We start from the raw sequence: 24,579 nt of genomic DNA, 5'->3' as shown, positions 1-24,579 counted from the left end.
ACAAAACCCTCCTTTTTTTCAGTTAACAATTCCTGCGCTGGCACTTAATTTATTTCTTTAATTTCATCTTCAAGAAGCATAGTCATTACACTACCGCCTTTTCCTGCTCTATTTTGAAGCTTTATATCTTCAATAAAGACTTCCTTCTTTTCTTTATTCTTAGTTACTAAAGTTAATTTATCTAATGAAGTTAAAGCTATTTCCGAATTTTTTGGACTTCCATTTGATGATATAAAGATTAGCTTTCCAAGTATAGCTTCATCATCTTCTCTTAAACTAATGCCTGTTACTCCTGCAGCAATTTTACCCATAGGATTAATATTATTAGATAAGAACCTAATAGCCATACCCTTTTTAGTAATTATAATCATTTCAACATCATCTTCACTGTATAACTCTACAGAAATTAACTCATCATTATCATACTTAAACTTATAAGAGCTTTGAGCAATATAACTTCCTTCAAACTCCTTCAAACTAGTTTTCTTAACCATTCCTTTTTTACTAAAGAAGAAGACAAACTTATTATTATAATCACTACAGCTTATTAACTTAATTACCTTTTCACCCTTATCAAGATTGTCAATAACCTTATTTAAAGGTATTTCTTCTTTATTTATATTCGATAATAAGAAAGCCGGTACCTTAAATACTTTTCCCATATTTGTGAATAATAATATATCACTTAAAGAATTTGTTGTAACTTTTAAGCTATCATTCTTTCTAACACTATTAAATCCTTTAAAGTTTCCTTTTGCTGTTACTCCAATTGAGAAGTCAATATATTCTATTTTATCAACGTATTCTACCTTTGTAACCTTATCTTTTGGAGTTAAGTTAAATAGTGATATAGGTAAAATATTTCTTGGTAAATCCTCTAATTCAGGAAGACTTATATTAAAGCTTAAACCTTCACTAGTCTCAAAAGCAGCAAATTCCGTTCTTTCTTCACCTTCTAATATAGTTACATCTATAACTTCATCATTATCCTTAAGCTTAATAGCTTGAAGCTTAGAATAGTTAGTTTGGAACTTATCTAAGGAGCTCTTTTTAATTCCACCCTTAGAAGTAACAAACTGAATATATTTACTTGGCATAAAGTTATCTACTGATGTTGCATAAACTATTGATTCATCTTCTAAGTTTAAAGTTTTAATAACCTTGTCTAGTCTTTCCCCTTTGTCCTTCCACTTAGCTTCTACAATATTTATTCCCTTAGTTTGATACATATTACCTCTATTAGTAAATATAATAATACTTTCGGTAGTATTGGATTTAAATAATAATTTAAGCTCATCACCTTCTCTATATTCTATATCCTCAGGCTTTGCACTTAATCTATTAAAGGTCTTTAAAGGAATTCTTTTAATAAACCCATCCTTAGATAAGGTCATCATAACATCTTCTACTATTATAAGTTCTTCTACATCTATCTTAGCTTCACTATCATCTTTAATTATTTCTGTTTTTCTCTCAGAACCATATTTATCTGAAACTTCCTTAAGTTCACTTTTTACAACTTTTAAAAGTTCTTTTTCTTCTGATAAAATTTTCTTAAGTCTTTTTATAGTTTTTTCAAGCTCAGCATATTCTTTTTGGAAAACCTTAATTTCAAGTCCTGTTAATCTATATAACATTAACTCAAGAATTGCTTCTGCTTGTAATTCAGTAAACCCATATTTCTCAACAAGATTTACTGATGCATCTTTCTTAGATTTAGATTCTCTTATAGTTTTTATTATTTCATCTAAAATATCTATTGCTTTAATAAAACCTTCAACTATATGGAATCTCTTTTCAGCAGTTTCAAGTTCCTTTCTAGTTCTTCTAGTTACTATTTCCTTCTGATGATTAACATAATGACCAATTATAGTCTTTATTCCCATAGTTAGTGGTTTACCATTAGCTAAAGCAACCATATTAAAACTTAAGTTGCATTGGAGATCAGTTCTTTTAAATAAATATTTAAGAACCTTATCTGCTACGTCATAATCAGCAGATTTTCTAAGTTCAATAACTGCCCTTACACCTGTTCTATCTGATTCATCTCTTATATCTGTAATAGCTTCTAAAGCCTTGGCATGCTTTTTATCACCTGTCATTTCAGATATAGTTTGAAGTAACTTCGCCTTATTTCTTCTATAAGGGAATTCTGTAATTACTATTCCAAGTCTTCCATTTTCAATTTTTTCAATAGAAGTTTTAGCTCTTAAAGTAACCTTACCTTCACCAGTTTCATAAGCTTGTAGAATTGAGTTTTCACCTATTAGAATTCCTCCTGTAGGTAAATCTGGTCCCTTTATATAATTCATCAATTCCTTAGTAGTAATTTCATTATTATCTATATAGGCTAATACACCTTCAGTTACTTCTCCTAAATTATGTGGAGGTATATTAGTTGCAAGTCCTACCGCTATACCAAAAGTTCCATTTACCAAAAGATTTGGATATCTACTTGGTAATACCTTGGGCTCCATTTCACTATCAGAATAGTTAGGAATCATATCTACTGTATCTTTATCAATATCTCTTAGCATTTCCATAGCTATAGGAGCAAGTCTTGCTTCTGTATATCTCATGGCAGCGGCTCCATCACCATCCATTGATCCCCAGTTACCATGACCATCTATTAAAGTTTCTCTTGTTGAGAAGTTTTGAGCCATTATTACCATAGCATCATAAACTGAAGTATCTCCATGAGGATGGTATTTACCTAAGATATCCCCAACTATTCTTGCAGATTTATAATAAGGTCTATCAGGAAAAGCCTTTAATTGATAAGCTCCATATAATATTCTTCTATGAACAGGCTTTAATCCATCCCTCACATCAGGAAGTGCTCTATCTTTTGCAACTTCAATAGCATAAGGTAAGTAATTATCAGGCATAGCCTCTTCTAAAGGAACAGTTATAATATTATTATCCTTTGGTATTTCATTTATTTTCTTAGCCATATCTCTTCTCCAATTCCTTTATTAAAATTCTCCATACTTATACATATAAGCTTTTCTCGGTTCAACTATATCTCCCATAAGTAAAGAAACCATTTTTTCTGCCTTAGCAGCATCTTCTATAGTTACTTGAAGTAAAGTTCTTGTTTCAGGGTTTAATGTAGTTTCCCATAATTGATCTGGATTCATTTCTCCAAGCCCTTTATATCTTTGAATAAGTGCACCTTTACCAATTTCTTTCTTTACACTTTCTAGTTCATCATCGCTATAAGCATACTTATGAACTTCTTTACCCTTAACATTTTTATAAACCTTATATAATGGTGGTTGAGCTAAGTAAAGATGTCCATTTGAAATTAAAGGTTTCATATATCTATATACATAAGTCATCCATAATGTTCTAATATGGTAACCATCTACGTCAGCATCACTCATAATTATAATCTTATCATATTTTAAATCTTCTTCTCTGTAATTATCTAAAGTTCCTGTACCTAAAGCAGTATTAAATATCTTAAGCTCTTCTGAAGCTAATACATTTTCTAATTTTTGCTTTTCAGTATTCATTATCTTACCTTTAGAAGGCATAATAGTTTGGAATCTTCTATCTCTTGCTTGCTTAGCAGAACCACCAGCTGAGTCACCCTCAACTACTATAAATTCATTTACAGTATTATCTTTTAAAGTACATACTGCTACCTTACCTGCAAGAGGTGCTGTTCCCTTACCTACTTTTTTCTTTTCAGCTTCATTTATTTTCTTTATCTTTTCTCTTCTTTGAGCTGCTTGAAGTGCATTATTTATTATCATAGTAGCTACTTCTTTGCTATCTTCTATCCACTCACTAAACTTTGTATAAGCTAAATCATTCATCATTGTATAAGCTTCAGCTGATCCAAGCTTAGTTTTTGTTTGTCCTTCAAAGATAGGATTAGTAATTTTTATTCTTACTATTGCAGTCATACCTTCTCTTAGATCATCACCTTCAAATTCTTTATCTTTTTCTTTTAATAATCCAAGTTTCTTCGCACCTTCTTTAAAAGCTCTTGTCATTCCTGTTTTAAATCCTGTTTCATGAGTTCCAGCTTCTGTAGTAGGAATATTATTTACATAGCTTGCTATATTCTCTGTAGAAGAGTCAGTAAATTGAATACATACTTCACCAAACATTTGTATATTATTCACTGTTTTTTCACCTTCAAAATATATTGGTACTTGATGTAATACAGTTTTACTTTCATTTAAATATTCAATAAAATCTAAAAGCCCTCTTTCAGAGTAATATTCCTTTCTAAATTCTTCTTCTTTCCTTAAATCTATAAGTTCTAAATGAATTCCCTTATTTTGAAAGGCTAACTCTTGTAATCTCTCATCTATAATATCAACTTTAAAATCTATACTTGAAAACACTTCTTTATCTGGCATAAAAGTAACTTTAGTTCCTGTTTCCTTGCTTTTGCCAACAATATCAAGTTTAGTTACCGGTGTTCCCGGCATAATTCTTTTAAGCTCTTTATCATATGCATGTTCAAATCTTTGTTTATATATATTTCCATTTTGATGAACTTCAACTTCAAGCCAAGAAGATAATGCATTTACTACTGCAGCTCCAACACCATGAAGACCTCCTGAAGTTTTATAATTTTTATTATTAAACTTTCCTCCAGTATGAAGTTCTGTAAAGACCATCTCAACTCCTGATTTTTTCTTAGTTGGATGAATACCTGTTGGAATACCTCTCCCATTATCTACTACAGTTATACTTTTATCTCTATTAATAATTATTGTAGCTTTATCTCCATAACCGTTTGATATTTCATCTATAGCATTATCTAGAACTTCCCATATACAGTGATGTAATCCCTTGCTTCCTGTAGAACCAATATACATTCCTGGTCTTACTCTAACTGGTTCAAGCTTTTCTAAGGAAGTTAAATCTGTAACGTCATATCCCTTCATTATCTCAGTACTCATACAAACCTCCGAATTTATTTATAAATTAAATGGTTATTGCAAAAACATGATAATCAAAAATTTTAATTATCCATTCCTAAGTATTCATTATGCAATATCACCAGTGTATTCTATGTTAAAAATTTAATCTTTATAATTTTATCATAATTAAACTACAAATAAAAATATAAATGTTTATCATAAAAATGTCAAACTAATGTTCGCAATTTGTTTTTCTTTAATTATATTTTACATTAGTTATAAGGAATAAAAAAAGCCTTAGCTTACGCTAGGCTTTTGTAATTACTGAACATCAAAGATTTCTACATTTCTTACATGCTTAGTAGGATTCCATTCCTTGTTATTCTTCTTTAATATACCTTGAATAGTTATTGGTATCCAAGTTAATGTATATAGTGAATATAATAAGAATCTAAAGAACATAATAAACTTTTTCTTTCCAAGGAATAACATTACTGCTAGTAAGAAGAATAGATTAAATCCAATAGTCATTAAAAGTATTTGTCCATAATTTTCAAGTTCTGCTGCAAAAAGAGGAATAAGAAATACATTTGATGAATAGAAAGTTAATGCAACTAAAAGTCCTGATGAAATCTTCTTATCTAATCTTAATATTAGAGGAGTTATTAAGAATTGCATAACACCTATAACCTTAAAGAATATATCACCAATTGAGTAACTTACTAAGTAAATGTGGACTCCGCTAGTATTACTTTGAATAAAGTTTAAAACTATGGAAATACCCAGCATTAATGTAAAGAATGGCTGTATTGAATATAGAGCACAGTCTATTACAAACCACTTTCTTTCCTTTATTCCTTTCTTAATAAGCTTAAAGAAATATCTTGTTGCAACATCTGTAAAACCTTGCATCCATCTTCTTCTTTGAACCCATGATTGCTTTAATGTTAATGGTTTTTCATCATAAATTATAGCATCATGTGCCCAACCTACTTTTTCACCATTTAAAATTAGTTTACAACTAAATTCTAAATCCTCTGTTAAACAAGTAGCTCCCCATCCCAATTCCTTTAACATATCAATATCAATTGCAAAACCAGTACCACCAATTTGGTTAGATAGTCCAACATTTGCTCTAGCTAATTGATACATTCTATTTTGAGTCCAGAAAGCTATTGAATAAGATGCAGCTATCCAAGAATCATTTGGATTCTTACTATCTATGTATCCTTGTACTACTTTGTAGCCTTCAAGCATCTTAGAGTTAATTTCCTTACACCAATTTTTTGAAACTAAATTATCAGCATCAAAAATTGCTACTGCATCATATTTCTTTTGCATTTTGAATATTTTATCAAACATCCACTCAAGTGCATATCCTTTTCCTTTATCATCCTTGTTAAATCTTTCATAAACATATACACCATGTTTTCTTGCTTCTTTTGCAGTGTTATCAGTACAGTTATCTGCAATTACAAAGATATCAAAAAGTTCTCTAGGATAGTCTTGATGAAGCATACTTTCAATTAATCTACCTATTACTACTTCTTCATTATGAGCTGCCACTATCATGGCAAACTTCTTAGTAGGAGTGTAGTTTTTCTTTTCGTGCTTTCTCTTAAGTCCAAAGAAAGCTAATATAAAATAATACATCATAATTGCAAAAACAATTAATTGAAATGCTTCTGTTACAGAATAAATAATATCTCCCATTTCGTTCACTCCTTTAAATAAAGGATATTTCCTTATATTACTAGTATAAAACTTTGTCTTAGACATCTTTATTAAATATATGCCAATAGGAGTAAAAAATCAAGAGTTGAAATCTTAAAATTTCATTAATATTGCCATATTACAATTTACTCTTCATTTAATATTCTTTCCTACATAGATTAAGATATAAATAATTTATAAATGTAATGATTTCCTCTTTTATTTATATTTTTAACATAAAAAAGAAATCTCTAGATTAAAATAAAAAATTTACTTAATCTAGAGATTCCTATAAATAAACTCAAAATAGGGGTTGCTATTATTGAGATTAATACTATTATACTATACCTTGTGACATCATAGCTTCTGCCACTTTAGCAAAACCTGCTATATTAGCTCCCATTAGTATGTTTCCTGCAACTCCATATTCTTCTGCAGCATTCTTAGAGTTCTTATAGATGTTAACCATTATCTCTTTTAGCTTTGCATCTACTTCCTCAAATGTCCAAGATAATCTCATACTGTTTTGAGACATTTCTAATGCAGAGCAAGCAACTCCACCTGCATTTGCTGCCTTAGCTGGTCCAAATAATACTCCTGCTTTTTGTAATGCTTCAATAGCATCTAATGATGTTGGCATATTAGCGCCTTCAGAAACAACCTTAACTCCATTATCAATTAAAATTTTAGCTGATTCTATATCTATTTCACCTTGAGTTGCACAAGGTAGTGCTATATCACACTTAACTTCCCAGATTTTTCTAAAATCTTCTACATATTTTGCAGTTGGAACTTTATCTAAATATTCCTTTATTCTTCCTCTTTTAACTTCTTTAATTTCCTTAACTACCTCTAAGTTAATTCCATTTTCATCATAAACATATCCATTAGAATCACTTAAGGCAACTACCTTAGCACCAAGTTCAGTAGCTTTTTTACATGCATAAATTGCAACATTTCCTGATCCTGAAATAACTACAGTCTTATCTTTAAAACTTGAATTATTATCATTTAACATCTCTTCAGTGAAGTAAACTAGTCCATATCCAGTAGCTTCAGTTCTAGTTAAACTTCCTCCGTAAGTTAAGCCCTTACCAGTTAAAACCCCTTGATCATTTGCATTTCTTATTTTTTTATAATATCCATACATATAACCAATTTCTCTTCCACCTACCCCAATATCTCCAGCAGGTACGTCAGTGTCTAAGCCAATGTGTTTACATAGTTCAGCCATAAAGCTTTGGCAAAATCTCATTACTTCTCTATCAGATTTTCCTTTAGGATCAAAGTCAGATCCACCTTTACCTCCACCTATTGGTAAACCAGTTAATGAGTTTTTAAATATTTGTTCAAAGCCTAAGAATTTAATAATACTTTGGTTAACTGAAGGATGGAATCTAAGTCCTCCCTTGTATGGTCCTATAGCACTATTAAATTGCACTCTAAAACCTCTGTTAACTTGTACATTACCATTATCATCAACCCATGGAACTCTAAAGAATATTTGTCTCTCCGGTTCTACTATTCTTTCTAATATTCCTTCTTCAATATATTCTGGGTGCTTATCAAATACAGGCACTAGTGAATTTAGAACTTCAGTAACAGCATCTAAAAACTCTTTTTCCCCATTATTTCTTTTAGAAACTTCTTCTAAAACCTTATTTACATAATCTTTTCCTAACATTGACCCCAACTCCTTAAACTACAATAATATATATCATACAATATCAATGGTTTTTTTACTATATTTTTTTAAAACATTATATTTTTTTGTTAATCCGTTAAAATTATATACCTTTTCATAGATATATGCAAATTTATATAGGGCCATTTTTTATTAATTTTTCATTTTTTAGAACAATCGGTAATTAATATTATTAATTTTGTTATTATTTGCTATTTAATTACTTATTTTTTTCGGTGTCTTCAACTATCTTATCTATAATTTTTATATTTATACCCTTACTATGTAAATATATAGGAATTGATGTTACTATACCTACAGCAGTTCCAGATATTATATCCCACATGGTATCAGTTAAACTTCCATTTTGAGCTGATAAACCAAATAGTGAATCTGTTGTAAACTCCCAAATCTCCCAAGCTCCAGCCACTGCTGTAGCAAATAATGCAACAAATATAGCAGCAGTTAATGGATGCATTTCAGATCTAGACTTTTCATTAGTTAAGTATAAAAATAATATATATCCTATTATTGCAATTACTGAACCTGATAAAAGATGTAAGAACTTATCGTAATTATCTATAGAATAAAAACCAATTATACTAGCTAAATACATTGATAAAAATACAAAGGTCATATTTATGTAATAGATTATTTTGCAGCCCTTTAAAAAACTTTTAATATATAGTAAATATACCCCTGCTACAGTAAGAAAATTTAATACAATTCTAAATAACTTTTCTCCATCTTTATAGATAAAATCATAAAAAGCAGAAATAATTAATAATAAGGTAAATAATCCTGCTACAATTAACTCTTTATTTAATTTCTTTTTATCCATGCTATCACTCCTAAATTGCCTTTATTTTTGCTTTTTAATACTTAATATAAATGCTAGTATCCCTCCAAAAACTAAACCTCCTAAATGTCCGAAATTATCTATATTCGGTATAGTTAGTCCAATTACTACATTTATTGCTATAGTTTCAATTATATTTTTAGCATATCTTTTTCCTATCCTTTTTCTTTCCTTAATACCAAAAATCAGCATTGCTCCTAATAAACCAAAAACAGCTCCTGAAGCTCCTACAGATATACTATCAGGACTCATTATATAGCTAAATATATTCCCTCCAAGGGCTGATAAAAAATAAATAGCTAAATATTTTTTAGATCCATAAATAGTTTCTACTTCTTTACCTATAATATTTAAAGCCCCCATATTAAATAATATATGCATAAGGCCACCATGTAGAAATGCTGCTGTTAATAATCTATACACCTCACCATGATCTATAAGTATATTAACCTTTGCTCCCATATAGACTAAAGTATAAAAATCTATATCAAAAATATTTCTAGATAAAAATGCTTCTATTAAAAAAACTAATATATTAATAATTATAAGAATGTAGGTTATTTTATATTCCTTAAAATTAATTTTTTTCTTACTATCTAATTTATTCATATATTCTAAAACTTGCAAAAACACTTTAGATCCTTCACTACAATAAATAGCTTTTCTTTCACTTAGTGAAAATACAAGCTTATTATAATATCCACTACTATTGTGGTAATCTCCAAAATAATCACCTTCATTTAATACTATAAGATTAATAATAAAAGGCCTATCTAAGGAACCTTCTAAATAATCTTTAACTTCTTTATAAGTTATTTCTTCGTCTTTGTCCAAAGTTACAGCTACAGCTACATAGGTATCCTCTAAATTTAATAAACCAACCCACTTATCTTCACCATGAAAATTACTATAGTAATTTTTCATATAAAATTTAAGCTCTTTCGTTAAAATATTGAAAAATACCTTTTCAAATTTTTTCAAGTAAACCCCACCTTTTTTCATCTGCTACAGCACCTTCATTAACTTTTAATCCTTAATTACAATTGGGCTGTCTTAAGACAGCCCAATTAACAATTTCAAAACTCCTTCTGGAGTTTTTTCATTAATTCTTCATTATTCATTCTTAATTTCTTCATTGTGCGGCAGCACTATATTTCTTCCTCAAGCATATCTAAAAGTTCATTAAATCTTTCAATAGTTGCCTCTAAAGGTTTTGATGTAGTCATATCTACTCCTGAAGCCTTAAGAATCTCTATTGGGTAGTCACTTCCACCACTCTTTAAGAACTTAAGATACTTAGGTACTGCCTCTTCTTTTCCCTCAAGTATAGATTTTGCAAAGGCTGAAGCTGCAGCGTATCCAGTTGCATATTGATATACATAGAAATCTGAATAGAAGTGAGGAATTCTAGACCATTCAATATCTATTTCATTATCTACTATCATTTCTGGACCAAAGTATTTTACATTTAAATCATGCCAAGCTTTATTATAATCTTCTGCTGTTAAAGGAATTCCCTTTTCTAAAGATTCATGAGTATATAATTCAAACTCAGCAAACATTAATTGTCTAAATACAGTAGTTCTTATTTGCTCTAATTCTTGATTAATTAAGAATAATTTTTTCTTCTTATCTTCTTCTTTTTCTATTAAATAATGAATCAATAATGCTTCATTAGTAGTAGATGCTACTTCAGCACAGAAAATCGTATAACCTGCATATATATAAGGTTGCTCTTTTCTTGAGTAATATGAATGGATAGAGTGGCCCATTTCATGAGCTAAAGTTGATACATCATTTAATGTATAATTATAGTTTAATAATACATAAGGCATAGTTTCATATCCACCCCAAGAGTAAGCGCCGCCTCTCTTACCCTTATTTTGGTAAATATCTATCCAACCATCATTTATTCCTGATTTAAATACAGATAAGTATTCTTCTCCTAAAGGTTTTAACCCTTCAAGAATCATATCTACCCCTCTATTAAACTCTATATGATCTTTTTCTATTTCGATTACTGGAATATAAAGATCATACATATGCATTTCATCTAATCCTAAAAGCTTCTTTTTCATTCCTACATATCTATGAAGTGATTTAATATTGTCATTTATAGTCTTAACTGCATTTTTATATACTTCAACTGGTATATCATTAGGCTTTAATGAAGCTTCTAAAGCTGAATTATACTTTCTTATCTTAGAACTAAAGTTATAGCTCTTAATTGAACTACTTAAAGTAGTAGCTAAAGTATTTTCAAACTCTTTATATTTATTAAATAAAGTTTCAAAGGCTGTTTTTCTTACATTTCTATCCTTACTCTTTATAAATGTAGAATAATTTCCTTCAGTAAGTTCAACCTTCTCTCCATCCTCATCAACTATGTCTCCAAATTTCAAATCTGCATTAGTTAACATATTATGAATTGCAGAAGGTGCATCCAAGCAGTCTGAAGCAGATGCTAAAAGCTCCTCTTCTGATTTGCTTAATATATGTGGCTTTTCCTTTAAGATACCTTCAAACATAAAACTATAAAGTTTTAATTCTTCATTATTATTAATTATATCTCTTATTTTACTTTCATCTTGTTCTAATATTTCTGGAACAAAATATGCTGTGAAAGATGAAAATTCAGCCATATATGCATCTACCTTATTCATCATTCCTTGATACTTACCATTAGAAGTATCTTCATCTGATCTTAAGTGAGCATATACATATATAGTTTCTGCCTTCTTTCCTAGTTCAACATATTTATCTAAGAACTCTTTAATAGAATCCTTATTATTAAGCTTTCCTTCAAAGGATTTCAAAGTTGGTGCTTCTTTTTTTAAACTTTCAAAGACTTTTTCCCATTCCTCATCAGTAGAAAATATTTTGTTTACCTTCCACTTATATTCTTCATTAATCTCTTCTCTTTTCTTTAATACCTTTCCTTCACTCATTATCTCCGCCTAAATTTAGGCACTCCTTTCTAAATATATTCTTCCTTCTTTCCTTCTATATTCTTAAATGCTTCTTCTAAAGTATCTTCAATTAACTCAACACATCTAGTTAATCTTTCCTTCATAAATCCATAATCATCTACATATTTAAATTTTATTAAAAATGTAGGATTATATTCATCTAACATATCTTCAATATCAAATTCTTCCTTAGAAAACGCTTCATAATTAAAAACATCATATATAGCTGAGTATTCCCATTCTTCTACATCTTTATTTGTATCAAAATAAAGATTAACAATTTCATCTATAACAAAAAGTTTTTTTACATACAAAGCTCCTTCTGATACTTGAAAGCTACCAAGTTCCTTTGATATAAATCCCGTTTCTCTATCCTTTTCCATTAGTACTAAACTAGAAAAATCCATTTTAATTCCTCCACCTCTTCGTAAGTATTAAAAGTAATATTTACTTTATTATATGTTTTATCCTTATTATAAAGCAATATAGGTATTTAATCTATTATTTATACGCAATTTAATATTGTAATTAAAAATTTCTTGCAAATCATTTGCAAAATCATATATAATTAATTTTAGATTATATAAGTTGTAATAAAGTTTTTGCATTATATTCAGTTATATTTTATACTCAAAATATTTTAGTTTGGCAATTACACAAAAAACTTATATAAAAATAAAAAACTATATGCTTTCAATTGATGTAATTTACTTTCAAAACTATTTTTCACTAAAGATAAAGTAATTACTCAAGATGTAGATTATTTATTGAAACATATATGCTTAGGAGTCGATTAAATGATAGAAATTAAAAACTTATGTTTTTCATATACAAATAAAAAACCATACAATCTTGATAATTTAAATTTAAAAATTGAAGAAGGTAGCTATTTATCTGTTATAGGTGAAAATGGTAGTTGTAAAACTACATTAATAAAACTAATACTTGGCTTATTAAAACCTACTAGTGGTGAAATCACTGTAAATTCTAAATCCATTGGCTATGTTCCTCAAAGATTAGATTCATTTAATTCACAATTCCCTATTACAGTTAAAGAAGTTTTAAGTTGTCATAAAAAAACATTAAATAATAATAGTATTGATACTTCTTCTGTTTTAAATACTGTAAATATGAAGGAATATGAAAATAGATTACTTGGAATGTTATCTGGTGGCCAACAGCAAAGAATTTTAATAGCTAGAGCTTTAATGGGTAATCCAGATATAATTATCTTAGATGAACCATCAACAGGTGTAGATTCAAATAATCAAAAAGAAATTTATGATATTTTATGTAAGTTAAATAAAGAAGAGAAAAAAACTATTATATCAATAGAACATAATATTGATATAGCTTTAAAAAACTCTACTCATATTCTTAAGATTGAAGATGGAAAAGCTTATTTATACACTACAGAAGAATATAAAAATAGTTTATAAATAAGGTTTATTAGGAAGGTTAGATTTTATGTTACAATTAGATTTTATGCAAAATGCTTTTATGGCTGGATTTATTATTTCAATTCTTTGTCCATTTATAGGACTTTTCTTAGTCCTTAGAAGATACTCTATGATTGGAGATACTTTATCTCACTCCTCCTTTGCTGGAGTTGCAATTGGATTAGTAATCGGTATAAATCCTTTAATAACTGCATTTTTATTTACTACTTTATGCGCAATAATTATTGAGCTTTTAAGAGATTATTATAAAAAATATGCTGAACTAGTTATGAGTCTTGTTTTAACTTTTAGCTTAGGTATTGCTATTATCCTTATTAGTAGTGGAAAAGCTTCTGCTAAAGTTAATTCATTTTTATTTGGTAGTATATTAACAGTATCAAGAGAAGATATTATTTTAATACTTATAGTTGGAATCATTTGCTTATTAGCACTTCTATTTTTATATAACAAACTAGTTTATATAACCTTTGATGAAGAAGGTGCAAAAACTTCTGGTATTAAAGTAAAACTTATAAATTATATTTTTACCATATTAGTTGGTGCAACTATCTCAATGTCAATAAGGGTTATGGGTATTCTAGTTATATCCTCTATAATGATAGTTCCAGTTGCAACTGCAATGCAATTAAAGAAAGGATTTAAAACTACCCTTTTAGCAGCAATATGCTTTGGAATATTTGATATTATGGTAGGACTTGTACTTTCATACTATATTAACAGTGCTCCTGGTGGTACCATAGCATTAACATCTGTATTCACTTTAATATTAACAATCGTATTTGAAAGATTTATTAGCAAATAACAAAAAAACAGCTGCTCTCTGGCAGCTGTTTTTTAATTGGTAATGCATAATTGATAATTATGCATTATACATTTTTCATTATTTATTCTTTTTGCATTGGTCGCATATTCCATTCAACTCAAGTTTATGCTGAGTTAAACTAAATCCAACCTTTGCCTTAATTGCTTCTTCTATTTCTTCCATTGGACAAGGTATTTCAACACATTTATGGCATACATCACATTCTAAAATATGCTTATGATTCTCCCTTTTTAATATATATAAAGACGGTCCATCAATGCTTATTTTTTTAATAACATCTTTTTCTTCTAATAACTCTAAAGTTCTATATACAGTACTTAAATTTAAGTTATTATTTTGCTTTTTACATTCATCATATATATTTTCAGCTGAAAGTCCCTTTTCAGAAGCTTCTATTATATTTAGTATTGAAATTCTTCCTACAGTAACTCTAATACCATTTTCTCTAAAATAAATTTCCCAGCTCATTTTCTTCTCCTAACGTGCTATATAGCTATATACTAACATTATTATACCACTAGATTCAATGATATTAAATATTAAAAAATATCATTTCTATTCCTAATATTAATAATATTAATCCACCAAGCAAGTCAGCATACTTATATATAAAGCTTATCTTTCTTACATATCTACATAAAAAAAAGCCTGTTGTACAAATTAATAATGTAATTAATCCTACTAAAACTCCATCTAAAGTTAATAAAATAATATGCTCCTCATAAAAGGCTGTAAATCCTAATACTAAAGCATCAATACTAACTGACATTCCAAGTAACATATACATAGACTTATTAATTAAAATGGAGTCCTCTTTTTCATTATTTTTAAAGGCTGCAATCATCATTATAATTCCTATTATAGTTATTATTACTCCACCTATAATACTCGGAATAGAAACTATATATGTATCAAATAAATTCCCAGCTAACCCACCTAAGAATAGAAAGAAAAATTGAAAGAAAGCAAAAGATAATATAAATTTTATTTTATTTTTCTTTACTAGACTTGGATTTATCCCCAAACTTATTGTAATTCCTAGCGCATCCATTGCTAATGCTATACCAATTAGCGAAACATCTTTTAATTCCATATAAAAACCCCTTTTTTATTATTAAATTAATTAGTTTTAAACTTAACTTTTATATATTAATTTTCAATAAAGTACTTTATTTAACCTAAAATATATTGTATATTATTAAATAGAGTATATGATATTTTAAAAAGTATATCACATATAATGTTTTAATCATTATTTTTAAGATAAAAGGAGAGTAAATTAATGTCAAATTGTATTATTGCTCAATCTGGTGGTCCAACTTCTGTAATAAATTCTAGTGTAGTAGGTTTAGTACAAGCTAATAAGGATATTAAAGCCTTCGATAAAGTATATGCTGGTTTAAACGGAATAGAAGGAATTTTAAATGGAAATATTATAGAATTAAGTGCTTTTTCTGAAGCTGAACTAAATACCTTTAGATATACCCCATCTTCTGGTTTAGGTTCATGTAGATATAAAATGAAGAAATTAGAAGAGTCATCAAGTGAATATGATATGCTATTGGAAATATTAAAGGCTAATGATATAAAAGCTTTCTTTTATGTTGGTGGAAATGACTCAATGGATACTATTTCAAAATTAGGTGATTATACTAAAAAAACTGGAATAGATATAAAATTTATAGGAATCCCAAAAACTATAGATAATGATTTAATGCATACAGATCATACTCCTGGCTTTGGTAGTGCTGCTAAGTTCATTGCAACAACTACTCTGGAAACATACTTAGATTCATCAGTTTACATAAATAACGGGATTTTTATATTAGAAACTATGGGAAGAGATACTGGTTGGCTAGCTGCATCAGCTTGTCTTGCTAGAATTGATAATAAACAAGTAGCAGACTTTATTTACTTGCCTGAAACTGTTTTTGATGAAGATAACTTTTTAGAAGATGTTAAAAATAAATTTATAGAAAATAATAAAGTGTTTATAGTAGTTTCTGAAGGAATAAGAAATGCTGAAGGTAAATTTATCTCAGAAACAAAGAAACAAGCACACGATAAATTTGGCCATGCTCAATTAGGTGGTGTAGGTAATTATTTAAAAAACCTAATTATATCATCAGGTATTACTAATAGAGTTAAGGCTTTAGAGCTTGGAGTACTACAAAGATGTGCTATCCACTGTGCTTCTGATATAGACCTAAAAGAAGCCTTTGAAGTTGGTTATTCAGCTTTAAAATTTGCTTTAGAAGGTAATAGTGGATATATGGTTGCTATTAAAAGAGAATCAAACTCTCCATATAAAACTTCTCATATTTTAGTTGAAGCAAACAAAATAGCAAACAACGTAAAGTATTTCCCTAAAGAATTAATAAATGAAAGAGGAAACAATGTTAAAGAAGAAGCTTATGAATATTTTGCACCATTAATTTCTGGTACTCCTTCTTTAGTCATTGATAATAATCTTCCAAAATTCAAAACTTTTAATAATGCATAATAAAGAATGTAAAATTTATAATGTAGAATGTAAAATTACGGTAATAATTCTTACAGAATTATTTAAAATATAGTTTTTAAAACTCAGCTTCGGCTGAGTTTTTTTCCTTAGTTCTTCACTTCTCACTCTATCTCTTCACTTTTAATTCTCAATTAGCCATGCTTCTTCACTTTTCCCTCTTAACTCTTCACTAATTCTCCCATTCCTGATTCCTTAATTATTTCATTCTTTTTAATTCTTTCATTCTTTAATTATTTCATTTTTTCATTCCTCCTATTTGCTTAGGCAAGTGCCTTAGAGTATAATAATATTGTTAATTTTGTGATTTACGTAATTTAAATATAGTTAAAATAAATTGGAGGACCATTATGATAGTTTTAAGTTGCAGAGATATATCGAAAAGCTATGGAATTCAGGAAGTATTAAAAGATATCACTTTTTCAATAAATGAAGGTGATAAAGTTGGAATTATTGGTAGTAATGGAGAAGGAAAATCTACCCTTTTTAAGATAATAATAAAGGAATTATCACAAGATAGTGGTGAAATTTTTATAGATAAGAATAGAACTATCGGCTATTTAACTCAGCATGTAGATTTAGACATGGAAAACACTATTTATGATGAAATGAACTTAGTTTTTAAAGATTTATTAGATATAGAGGAAAAACTACATATTCTTGAAGGAAAAATGGCTGATCCTTATACTGAGGAAAATGCTGCTTCACATGAAAAAGCAATTAAGGACTATACTACTCTTCAAGATCTTTATTCTCATAAAGGTGGTTATACATATAAAGGCGAGATCTCCAGAGTATTAAAAGGTCTTGGATTTATGGAAGATGACTTTAATAATATTATAAACACTTTAAGTGGAGGTCAAAAAACAAGAGTGGCCCTATGTAAGCTATTACTTAAGAAACCTGACATTATTCTTTTAGATGAGCCTACAAACCACTTAGATTTAGAGGCCATTGAATGGCTTGAAGATTATCTAAAAAATTATAAGGGAACAGTTCTTATAATTTCCCATGATAGATTTTTCTTAGATGCAGTAACTAACAATACCTTTGAGGTAATTAATGGACATGTAAATTGTTATAACGTGCCATACACAAAGTATATTGAACAAAGAAAGAAAAACTATGAAACTCAATTAAAAGCATATAATCTTCAGCAAGCAGAAATTAAAAGACAAGAAGCTATTATAGAAAAATTTAGAAGCTTTAATAGAGAAAAAAGTATTAGAGCTGCTGAAAGTAGAGAAAAGGCTTTAGATAAAATGGAAAAGCTAGATGCTCCAGACAGAGAAAAGGATGCATCTAAAATTAATTTTGAAACTTCAGTAAAAAGCGGACATGATGTACTTCATATTGAAGAGTTATCAAAAAGCTATGATGATAAAACACTTTTTAATGGTCTTTCTTTAGATTTAAAAAGAGGAGAAAAAGTTGCATTAATAGGTGAAAACGGTGGTGGTAAGACTACTTTATTTAATATTGTCTTAGGTAATATTAAGTCTGATGCTGGTAAAGTTCTTTTAGGTACCAACGTTAACCTTGGATATTATGACCAAGAACAATCTAACTTAAACTTAGATAAAACAATAATTGATGAAATATGGGATGAGTTCCCTAATTTAACTACTACTAAACTAAGAGGATATCTTGCTTCATTCTTATTTACCGGTGACGATGTTTTCAAAGTGATAAATACCTTAAGCGGTGGAGAAAAATGTAGAATAAATTTGCTAAAGCTTATGATTTCTAAATCAAACTTCTTATTACTAGATGAGCCTACAAACCATTTAGATATTATGTCTAGAGAAGCTTTAGAAGATGCACTTTTAACTTATGATGGAACCTTAATGGTAATATCTCACGATAGATACTTTTTAAATAAAGTAGTTAATAGAATCCTTGAGCTTAATAAAAATGGAATTAATGAATACCTTGGTAATTACAGTTACTATCAAGAGAAAAAAAATAATCCAAATAGATTTGAAGCTATGGAGGAAATAGCTAAAGGTAAAACTAAGACTCAGATTAAAGAAGAAAAGAGAAAGAGAAAAGAGCTTGAAAAAGAAGAAAAAGCTATGAAACTAAGATTTAAAAAGCTTGAAGATGAAATAGCTAAAGAAGAAAATAATTTACTAGCCCTTCAAGAAAAACTTTGTTTAGAAGAAGTTTATTCAAATCCTGTGGAAAGTGAAAAAATAAGCAAGGAAATTAAAACCTTAGAAGACAAAATCTCTTCTTTATATGAAGAATGGGAAGATTGTGCCGCGTTAGACAGCGCAAATGAATAATTAATAATTTAGTTCAAATTCTAATATTAAAATCCCCTTTTATTAATATAAAAGGGGGTTTCTATTTTTATTATTAAGTATAAATTATTTCTTTAAGATATAAATATTGAGTTATTTCTTTCCCTAGAACAACATAAATTATTTCTTTCCTGTAGATCCAAAGCCACCTCTATCTGCATTACCAAAGGTCTCTACTTCTTCAAATTCTATAGCAGGCATTACTTCCATAATTCTAAATTGCGCAATTTTATCTCCTTTTTCAATAAAAGTACCTTTTACTCCATTTTCTTCATTCTTTCCCTGTAAGCAGAATACAGGCATATGCCATTGATCATTATCACCTATATAGCTTGAATCTACTATCCCTATGCTATTAGTTTGTATTATTCCCCAAGTTTTAAATGTAGAACTTCTTGGCGCAAGATGTCCTTCCCATCCCTCTGGAAGTTCAAGTGCAAATCCTAAGGGTATCATTGCCCTTTCCCCTTCTTTTATAAACATATCCTTATTAGCATATACATCTATCCAATCACCTTTAGATATCTTATTTAACCTAGTTGCATTTTCAAAATATTTAATTCTAATTATCATATGTATCTCTCCTTATTAACTAGTTTTCTATTCTATTTTAACATAAAAGGAGATTTTATAAGTATTTCTTACTTTATAAAATCTCCAAAAAAACTATCTTCTATAATATCCTTGCTTAATTTTATTAACTACACAAATATTGGTTAGTTTATTATTCTTATCAATAGTCACTTCATTCCAATTATAATATACTGGCTTTTCAAAAAATCTTCTATCTACAATTGAAATAACTCTAAAGGATCCATTCGGAAGATTTTTAAATTCTGCTCTTCCTCTAGCATCTGTAAATTTTGAATCAAATAATCTCGGAGAAACTCCATTTAAAACATAAAGGTTTATTCTAGCTCCTTTTAGTTCTACTCCTTCCTTAGACCCTAGTTTTGATAATACTATAATTTCTCCTTTAGCCTCAGGAGCTTCCTTCTTACCATACTTTTCTTCTAAAGAACTTTCTATTTCGGAATAAACACTATTATACCCTTTATATCTTTCCTCTAAAAATTTTTCCTCATTATAAGTTTTAGACGTCTCTTCTACTACATCATTTACATCTTCATAATATTCTTCTTCTACTTCTTCACTAAAATCTTCTTCCTTAAAGTCATTTTGAACGATATTATCATCTTCTGCTATGTTAATTATGTTTTTATCATTAATTATTTTCCCTGCATTAATGGTACCCCCAGTATTAATACCGCTTCCACCATTGATATCCTCACCTACTTTAATAAATAAATTAACATTACCATTTTCATCTATAGTATATTGGCTATTTCCATTTTCATCACTTTGATATTGATCATCAATTACTATTTTCATTTTAACCTCCAAAGTCCAATATAGTTACATAATACGATTTCTACATTTACTTTGTGATTAAAATATAAGATAAATTTAAATATTTTATTAGCTAACCAATATCATTTTAGCTGCATCCTCAAATTCAATTGGTCTACTGAAATAATAACCTTGAATTACATCGCAACTAATATTACTTAAGTACTCTAGCTGCTCCTTAGTTTCTACTCCTTCAGCAACTACAGTCAAATTTAAGTAATGGGATAATTCTATTATACTATTTATAATATACTCACATTTTTCTTCAATAAGAATACCATCTATAAAGCTCTTATCTATCTTTAATACATCTATAGGTAGTGTCCTTAAATAACTAAGAGACGAATACCCTGTTCCAAAATCATCTAAAGCCAAAGTTACACCAAGATTTTTTAACTTTTCTAATGTTTTTATATTTTTTTCTGGATACTTCATTATAATACTTTCAGTTATTTCAAATTCAACATAACTTGCATCTAGTTCTAGTTTTTTTATAGTTCCATCTATAAATTTTACAATTTCTTCATCTCTAATTTGAACTTCAGAAAGGTTTATTGCCATTTTAAACTTTTTATCTGTTTTTAAAGACAACTCCTTACATTTCTTAAGACTTTCTTCTATAATATGCTTGCCTATAGTTATAATAAGTCCTGAATTTTCTGCAATTGGAATAAATTCATTAGGTGATACCATACCTAATTCATTACTATGCCATCTAACTAAAGATTCAAATCCAATTACTTCTCCATTATAAACACTTACCTTTGGCTGATATAACATTTTAATTTCATTATTATCAATAGCAATCCTTAGCCCTTTTTCTATATTAAATTCACGATTTAATATTTCTAAAATATTTGAGTCAAAGAATTCATATCTATTCTTTCCATTAATTTTAGCTAAATACATAGCCATATCTGCCCTTTTTAAAAGTATTCCCATATCTAATCCATCAGTAGGATATATACTAACTCCAACACTTAAAGAACAAAATATTTCTTTGTTTTTTATCATCATAGGCTTACTTAAATTTTTTATTATATTATTTAAGATTTCTTTTATTTCACCTTTTGATTTTAAATTGTATTTTACTAAAACAAACTCATCTCCACCATATCTGGCAAATAATGAATCATCAATATTCATATTTTTAATACAATTGCAAAATTCAAATAATAAAGAGTCACCTATATCATGACCAAAAGTATCATTAACATATTTAAAGTTGTCTAAATCAATAAATATTATTGCCATTTTTTCATTAGTATAATTTTTTAACCTATTATTTATTTCTCTAACAAAAAATCTTCTATTTGGTATTCCAGTAACATCATCATTGAAACTTAAATAACTTATTTCCAATTCTTTTTCTTTTCTTGCAGTAATATCAGATAGTGTCCCATATACAAATATACTTTCACTATTTTCAACTACTTTTTTCCCCTTACTTTGTATCCAATAATATTTATTATTTGCACCTTTTATTCTATATTCTATTGAATAAACTTGATTTTTAGACGAATCTAAAATAGAATTAATCTTCTCTAAATAGCCCTTTAAATCATCTTCTTTTATGTATTCTTGCCACTTCTTATATGGAATCAGCAAATCTCCCTCTCCAGGAACACCTAAATATTTTCTAATTGCATTACCTATAGAAATAATATTTTCATTTACATTCCACCAGAAAACTATGTCATTTGCTACTTCTAATGCTAATATATTTCTATCTTTTCTATTTGAATTTATCTTTTCTATCTTTTTTATTTCAGTAATATTTTTAATAGACCCAGTTAAATAAAAAGTGTTATTAATTATTTTCCCGCTTCCTTTAATTTGTATATTTAGCTTTTCCCCACTTTCGCTTATAAAAATAGGTTCTAAAATAAAATCATCTATACTTCTATTTTCAATAACATTTTCAATATAAAGTACTATATCTTCTCTTTCATCATCAGATATATACCTAAACCATTCATTAAAACTACTAATATTTTCGCTTATACCTAATATTTCTTTTATCTTATCAGATATAAAAAGCTCATTATTTTTATTGGACCATTCCCATATAGCTCCATCTAAAGCTTCCACTGCTGATTTATATCTTCTTCTATTTACATCTATTAAATTATGTAACTTATAATATTTTCTTCTATTATAAAGAGAGTCAGATATTAAAATTAATATAATAATAGCCATTATAATTATTAAGGCATTTTTAGCTTCAACCCTAGTTAACGTATATAATGATATTGCTAATACAAATAGAAAAACTAAACCCTTCTTTTTTCTTCTTTTCATTTCTACCACCAAAAGCCCTCTTTACAATATATTACAGTAATAATTGTATCATATATTTTTTATATTTAAAGAGTTTATTATATATTTTTTTAGGAATACTATAAATGCTTGTTATTCTTTGGAGGTGAATTATGAAAAAAGAAAATAGAAGTATATCCTTATTTATTATAATGTTATTTTTAAGTATAAGTTTGATATGCCCAAGCTTAACAGCTTTCGCTTATAATGATTCCAATAATGAAAAAGTAAATGATGAGTCTGATAATATTGGCCCTAAGACAATATATCTCACTTTTGATGATGGACCCGGTGGAAAAGTGACTAACGCTGTTTTAGATACCTTAAAAAAGGAAGATGTTAAAGCTACATTTTTTGTAGTTGGTTCTGAAATTAAAGGTCAAGAAGATATATTACTAAGAATGAAAGATGAAGGTCATAGTATAGGATTGCACAGCTATACCCATGATAGAAATAAACTCTATTGTAATAATAGTGGATTTATAAATGAGATGATAAAATGCCAAGATGAAATATATAAGGTAACAGGTGAAAAATACAATATTTTAAGATTTCCTTTTGGATGTAATAATAGGAGCTATAAATTAAAGAATTCCTTAGTTGAAGAGATACATAATAATAATTTAAAAATATACGATTGGACTTTAGATAGTGAAGATGGAGCGAATTATAATGCAGCCCCAAGCACCATAGCTAAAAAGTCTTATTCTTCTAAGAATAATATAGTACTATTAATGCACTGTGGATTTATAAATAAAAATTCAGCTAAAGCCCTTCCTTCTGTAATTAAATACTATAAAGATAAAGGCTATGAATTTAAAACAATAAGTGAAGATACACCTGAAATCTATAAAGTAACACGATAGCTTTTCTAATTGATAATGCATAATGTATAAAGCACAATTAATTTTAAAAACTCCCTTCGAAGTTTTTAAGATTAAAAGATGTTGGATTAGGTATTCCTAATTCAACATCTTCTTTTATTTTACTGATTTGGAACAAATCACATCCTTAATTATACATTATTCATTAAGCGCAGCCTATTCCTATACTATTTCTGTTCTCGTTGCTTTTAAAGCCACTCCAATTGCTTTATATAAAATTATTCCTAAAAATATATTCATAATTGCTGCTGGTATTACTACTGTACTAACTAATACTATAAAAGGTCCTGGAAGTCCAACTATTATGCTAGCTGATCCTAAAAATACTAATCCACTTATTACAGTTCCTAAGCTTAAAGCTACTACTATCTTAACAAAATCTGAAATTCTTTCTCCCATTATCTTAAATGTAAAGAATATTAAGTGAGCTGTTACAAGCTTATCAATAATATTCGGAAGTTGTCCTCCTGGAAACTTCGTTGTAAGAGCAGTAATAACACCCATTATTATACTTGAAATTAATGTTGTCTTATAATCTTTATTTATCAATATAATTATAAATAACATTGCTAAAGCTAAATCTGGTTGCATTGGTAATCCTAAAGCTGGCGTAATTTGATGTAATAGTGCTCCTATTGCTATTAATATTGCATTTAATATCATTTTTTTAACATTTAAATTTCTTTCCATTTTAAATTCCCCTTTTTTATTAAATTTAATTTAATCTCTGCTATCACCTAAAGTT

General features: G+C 28.1%; 19 protein-coding genes. 5 read left to right on the top strand and 14 right to left on the bottom strand.

Annotated features, from left to right (window positions below; translation table 11 throughout):
- Nucleotides 1-44: 44 nt before the first annotated feature.
- From E5347_RS02740 to E5347_RS02705, 8 genes are all read right to left on the bottom strand, one after another.
- Nucleotides 45-2,954: a DNA topoisomerase IV subunit A gene (locus E5347_RS02740; protein ID WP_136004390.1), complete on the bottom strand. Its 2,910-nt coding sequence runs from the start codon at nucleotides 2,952-2,954 to the stop codon at nucleotides 45-47.
- Nucleotides 2,955-2,975: 21 nt separating this feature from the next.
- Nucleotides 2,976-4,925, bottom strand: coding sequence for a DNA gyrase/topoisomerase IV subunit B (locus E5347_RS02735; protein WP_136004388.1), 1,950 nt, complete (start codon nucleotides 4,923-4,925; stop codon nucleotides 2,976-2,978).
- A 282-nt stretch (nucleotides 4,926-5,207) separates the two neighbouring features.
- Nucleotides 5,208-6,599 (bottom strand): glycosyltransferase family 2 protein, encoded by a 1,392-nt coding sequence (locus E5347_RS02730; protein WP_136004386.1) that lies wholly within the window; start codon nucleotides 6,597-6,599, stop codon nucleotides 5,208-5,210.
- A gap of 337 nt (nucleotides 6,600-6,936) precedes the next feature.
- Entirely contained in the window at nucleotides 6,937-8,283 is a 1,347-nt protein-coding gene (gene gdhA / locus E5347_RS02725; RefSeq protein ID WP_136004383.1) for an NADP-specific glutamate dehydrogenase, read from the bottom strand.
- A 220-nt stretch (nucleotides 8,284-8,503) separates the two neighbouring features.
- Complete coding sequence (locus tag E5347_RS02720; protein ID WP_136004381.1) at nucleotides 8,504-9,124, bottom strand: hypothetical protein; 621 nt, start codon at nucleotides 9,122-9,124, stop codon at nucleotides 8,504-8,506.
- A gap of 21 nt (nucleotides 9,125-9,145) precedes the next feature.
- Nucleotides 9,146-10,123 carry a rhomboid family intramembrane serine protease gene (locus tag E5347_RS02715; protein WP_168354887.1) on the bottom strand — a complete coding sequence of 326 codons (978 nt, stop codon included), beginning with the start codon at nucleotides 10,121-10,123 and terminating at the stop codon, nucleotides 9,146-9,148.
- Between the two features lie 167 nt (nucleotides 10,124-10,290).
- Nucleotides 10,291-12,090: an oligoendopeptidase F gene (pepF, locus tag E5347_RS02710; protein ID WP_136004377.1), complete on the bottom strand. Its 1,800-nt coding sequence runs from the start codon at nucleotides 12,088-12,090 to the stop codon at nucleotides 10,291-10,293.
- 29 nt (nucleotides 12,091-12,119) lie between these two features.
- Nucleotides 12,120-12,518: a DUF6762 family protein gene (locus tag E5347_RS02705; protein ID WP_136004375.1), complete on the bottom strand. Its 399-nt coding sequence runs from the start codon at nucleotides 12,516-12,518 to the stop codon at nucleotides 12,120-12,122.
- A 390-nt stretch (nucleotides 12,519-12,908) separates the two neighbouring features.
- Between E5347_RS02705 and E5347_RS02700 the strand changes: the two genes are divergently transcribed.
- Nucleotides 12,909-13,550 (top strand): metal ABC transporter ATP-binding protein, encoded by a 642-nt coding sequence (locus E5347_RS02700; RefSeq protein ID WP_136004372.1) that lies wholly within the window; start codon nucleotides 12,909-12,911, stop codon nucleotides 13,548-13,550.
- Between the two features lie 28 nt (nucleotides 13,551-13,578).
- Entirely contained in the window at nucleotides 13,579-14,373 is a 795-nt protein-coding gene (locus tag E5347_RS02695) for a metal ABC transporter permease (protein ID WP_136004370.1), read from the top strand.
- Between the two features lie 78 nt (nucleotides 14,374-14,451).
- Here E5347_RS02695 and E5347_RS02690 read toward each other — a convergent pair whose 3' ends face one another.
- Together E5347_RS02690 and E5347_RS02685 are read right to left on the bottom strand one after the other, a co-directional pair.
- Nucleotides 14,452-14,862 carry a Fur family transcriptional regulator gene (locus E5347_RS02690; protein ID WP_136004367.1) on the bottom strand — a complete coding sequence of 137 codons (411 nt, stop codon included), beginning with the start codon at nucleotides 14,860-14,862 and terminating at the stop codon, nucleotides 14,452-14,454.
- A gap of 64 nt (nucleotides 14,863-14,926) precedes the next feature.
- Nucleotides 14,927-15,487: a manganese efflux pump gene (locus tag E5347_RS02685; protein WP_136004365.1), complete on the bottom strand. Its 561-nt coding sequence runs from the start codon at nucleotides 15,485-15,487 to the stop codon at nucleotides 14,927-14,929.
- Nucleotides 15,488-15,676: 189 nt separating this feature from the next.
- On the opposite strand from E5347_RS02685, the gene E5347_RS02680 reads away from it, so the two are divergent.
- Nucleotides 15,677-16,897: a 6-phosphofructokinase gene (locus tag E5347_RS02680; protein WP_136004363.1), complete on the top strand. Its 1,221-nt coding sequence runs from the start codon at nucleotides 15,677-15,679 to the stop codon at nucleotides 16,895-16,897.
- 368 nt (nucleotides 16,898-17,265) lie between these two features.
- The gene (gene abc-f / locus E5347_RS02675; protein ID WP_136004361.1) at nucleotides 17,266-19,203 is read left to right on the top strand and encodes a ribosomal protection-like ABC-F family protein; all 1,938 of its coding nucleotides are present in this window, start codon (nucleotides 17,266-17,268) and stop codon (nucleotides 19,201-19,203) included.
- A gap of 138 nt (nucleotides 19,204-19,341) precedes the next feature.
- On the opposite strand, the gene E5347_RS02670 is transcribed toward abc-f, so the two are convergent.
- From E5347_RS02670 to E5347_RS02660, 3 genes are all read right to left on the bottom strand, one after another.
- Nucleotides 19,342-19,794 carry a dUTP diphosphatase gene (locus tag E5347_RS02670; protein ID WP_136004359.1) on the bottom strand — a complete coding sequence of 151 codons (453 nt, stop codon included), beginning with the start codon at nucleotides 19,792-19,794 and terminating at the stop codon, nucleotides 19,342-19,344.
- A gap of 93 nt (nucleotides 19,795-19,887) precedes the next feature.
- Nucleotides 19,888-20,613, bottom strand: coding sequence for a calcium-binding protein (locus E5347_RS02665; RefSeq protein WP_136004357.1), 726 nt, complete (start codon nucleotides 20,611-20,613; stop codon nucleotides 19,888-19,890).
- An 87-nt stretch (nucleotides 20,614-20,700) separates the two neighbouring features.
- A complete protein-coding gene (locus E5347_RS02660) occupies nucleotides 20,701-22,932 on the bottom strand; it encodes a sensor domain-containing protein (protein WP_136004355.1) in 2,232 nt (743 codons plus the stop codon).
- Nucleotides 22,933-23,063: 131 nt separating this feature from the next.
- Here E5347_RS02660 and E5347_RS02655 point away from each other — a divergent pair, with 131 nt between their 5' ends.
- A complete protein-coding gene (locus tag E5347_RS02655; RefSeq protein ID WP_136004353.1) occupies nucleotides 23,064-23,816 on the top strand; it encodes a polysaccharide deacetylase family protein in 753 nt (250 codons plus the stop codon).
- A 180-nt stretch (nucleotides 23,817-23,996) separates the two neighbouring features.
- Here the strand turns inward: E5347_RS02655 and E5347_RS02650 are convergent, their stop codons facing one another.
- A complete protein-coding gene (locus tag E5347_RS02650; protein ID WP_136004351.1) occupies nucleotides 23,997-24,524 on the bottom strand; it encodes a tryptophan transporter in 528 nt (175 codons plus the stop codon).
- Nucleotides 24,525-24,579 lie beyond the last annotated feature (55 nt).

The sequence above is a fragment of the Clostridium sartagoforme genome (assembly GCF_004794105.1).
GTDB lineage: Bacteria > Bacillota > Clostridia > Clostridiales > Clostridiaceae > Clostridium > Clostridium sartagoforme_B.
The sequence above is the reverse complement of the archived record's forward strand: the minus strand, read 5'-3'. Positions and strand labels throughout refer to the sequence as shown.

Coding starts and splice junctions, on each gene's coding strand:
- E5347_RS02740 (WP_136004390.1), bottom strand. CDS start 2,954: ATGGCTAAGAAAATAAATGAAATACCAAAGGATAATAATATTATAACT.
- E5347_RS02720 (WP_136004381.1), bottom strand. CDS start 9,124: ATGGATAAAAAGAAATTAAATAAAGAGTTAATTGTAGCAGGATTATTT.
- pepF (WP_136004377.1), bottom strand. CDS start 12,090: ATGAGTGAAGGAAAGGTATTAAAGAAAAGAGAAGAGATTAATGAAGAA.
- E5347_RS02690 (WP_136004367.1), bottom strand. CDS start 14,862: ATGAGCTGGGAAATTTATTTTAGAGAAAATGGTATTAGAGTTACTGTA.
- E5347_RS02735 (WP_136004388.1), bottom strand. CDS start 4,925: ATGAGTACTGAGATAATGAAGGGATATGACGTTACAGATTTAACTTCC.
- E5347_RS02650 (WP_136004351.1), bottom strand. CDS start 24,524: ATGGAAAGAAATTTAAATGTTAAAAAAATGATATTAAATGCAATATTA.
- E5347_RS02655 (WP_136004353.1), top strand. CDS start 23,064: ATGAAAAAAGAAAATAGAAGTATATCCTTATTTATTATAATGTTATTT.
- E5347_RS02705 (WP_136004375.1), bottom strand. CDS start 12,518: ATGGATTTTTCTAGTTTAGTACTAATGGAAAAGGATAGAGAAACGGGA.
- E5347_RS02660 (WP_136004355.1), bottom strand. CDS start 22,932: ATGAAAAGAAGAAAAAAGAAGGGTTTAGTTTTTCTATTTGTATTAGCA.
- E5347_RS02680 (WP_136004363.1), top strand. CDS start 15,677: ATGTCAAATTGTATTATTGCTCAATCTGGTGGTCCAACTTCTGTAATA.
- E5347_RS02670 (WP_136004359.1), bottom strand. CDS start 19,794: ATGATAATTAGAATTAAATATTTTGAAAATGCAACTAGGTTAAATAAG.
- gdhA (WP_136004383.1), bottom strand. CDS start 8,283: ATGTTAGGAAAAGATTATGTAAATAAGGTTTTAGAAGAAGTTTCTAAA.
- E5347_RS02700 (WP_136004372.1), top strand. CDS start 12,909: ATGATAGAAATTAAAAACTTATGTTTTTCATATACAAATAAAAAACCA.
- abc-f (WP_136004361.1), top strand. CDS start 17,266: ATGATAGTTTTAAGTTGCAGAGATATATCGAAAAGCTATGGAATTCAG.
- E5347_RS02695 (WP_136004370.1), top strand. CDS start 13,579: ATGTTACAATTAGATTTTATGCAAAATGCTTTTATGGCTGGATTTATT.
- E5347_RS02665 (WP_136004357.1), bottom strand. CDS start 20,613: ATGAAAATAGTAATTGATGATCAATATCAAAGTGATGAAAATGGAAAT.
- E5347_RS02730 (WP_136004386.1), bottom strand. CDS start 6,599: ATGGGAGATATTATTTATTCTGTAACAGAAGCATTTCAATTAATTGTT.
- E5347_RS02685 (WP_136004365.1), bottom strand. CDS start 15,487: ATGGAATTAAAAGATGTTTCGCTAATTGGTATAGCATTAGCAATGGAT.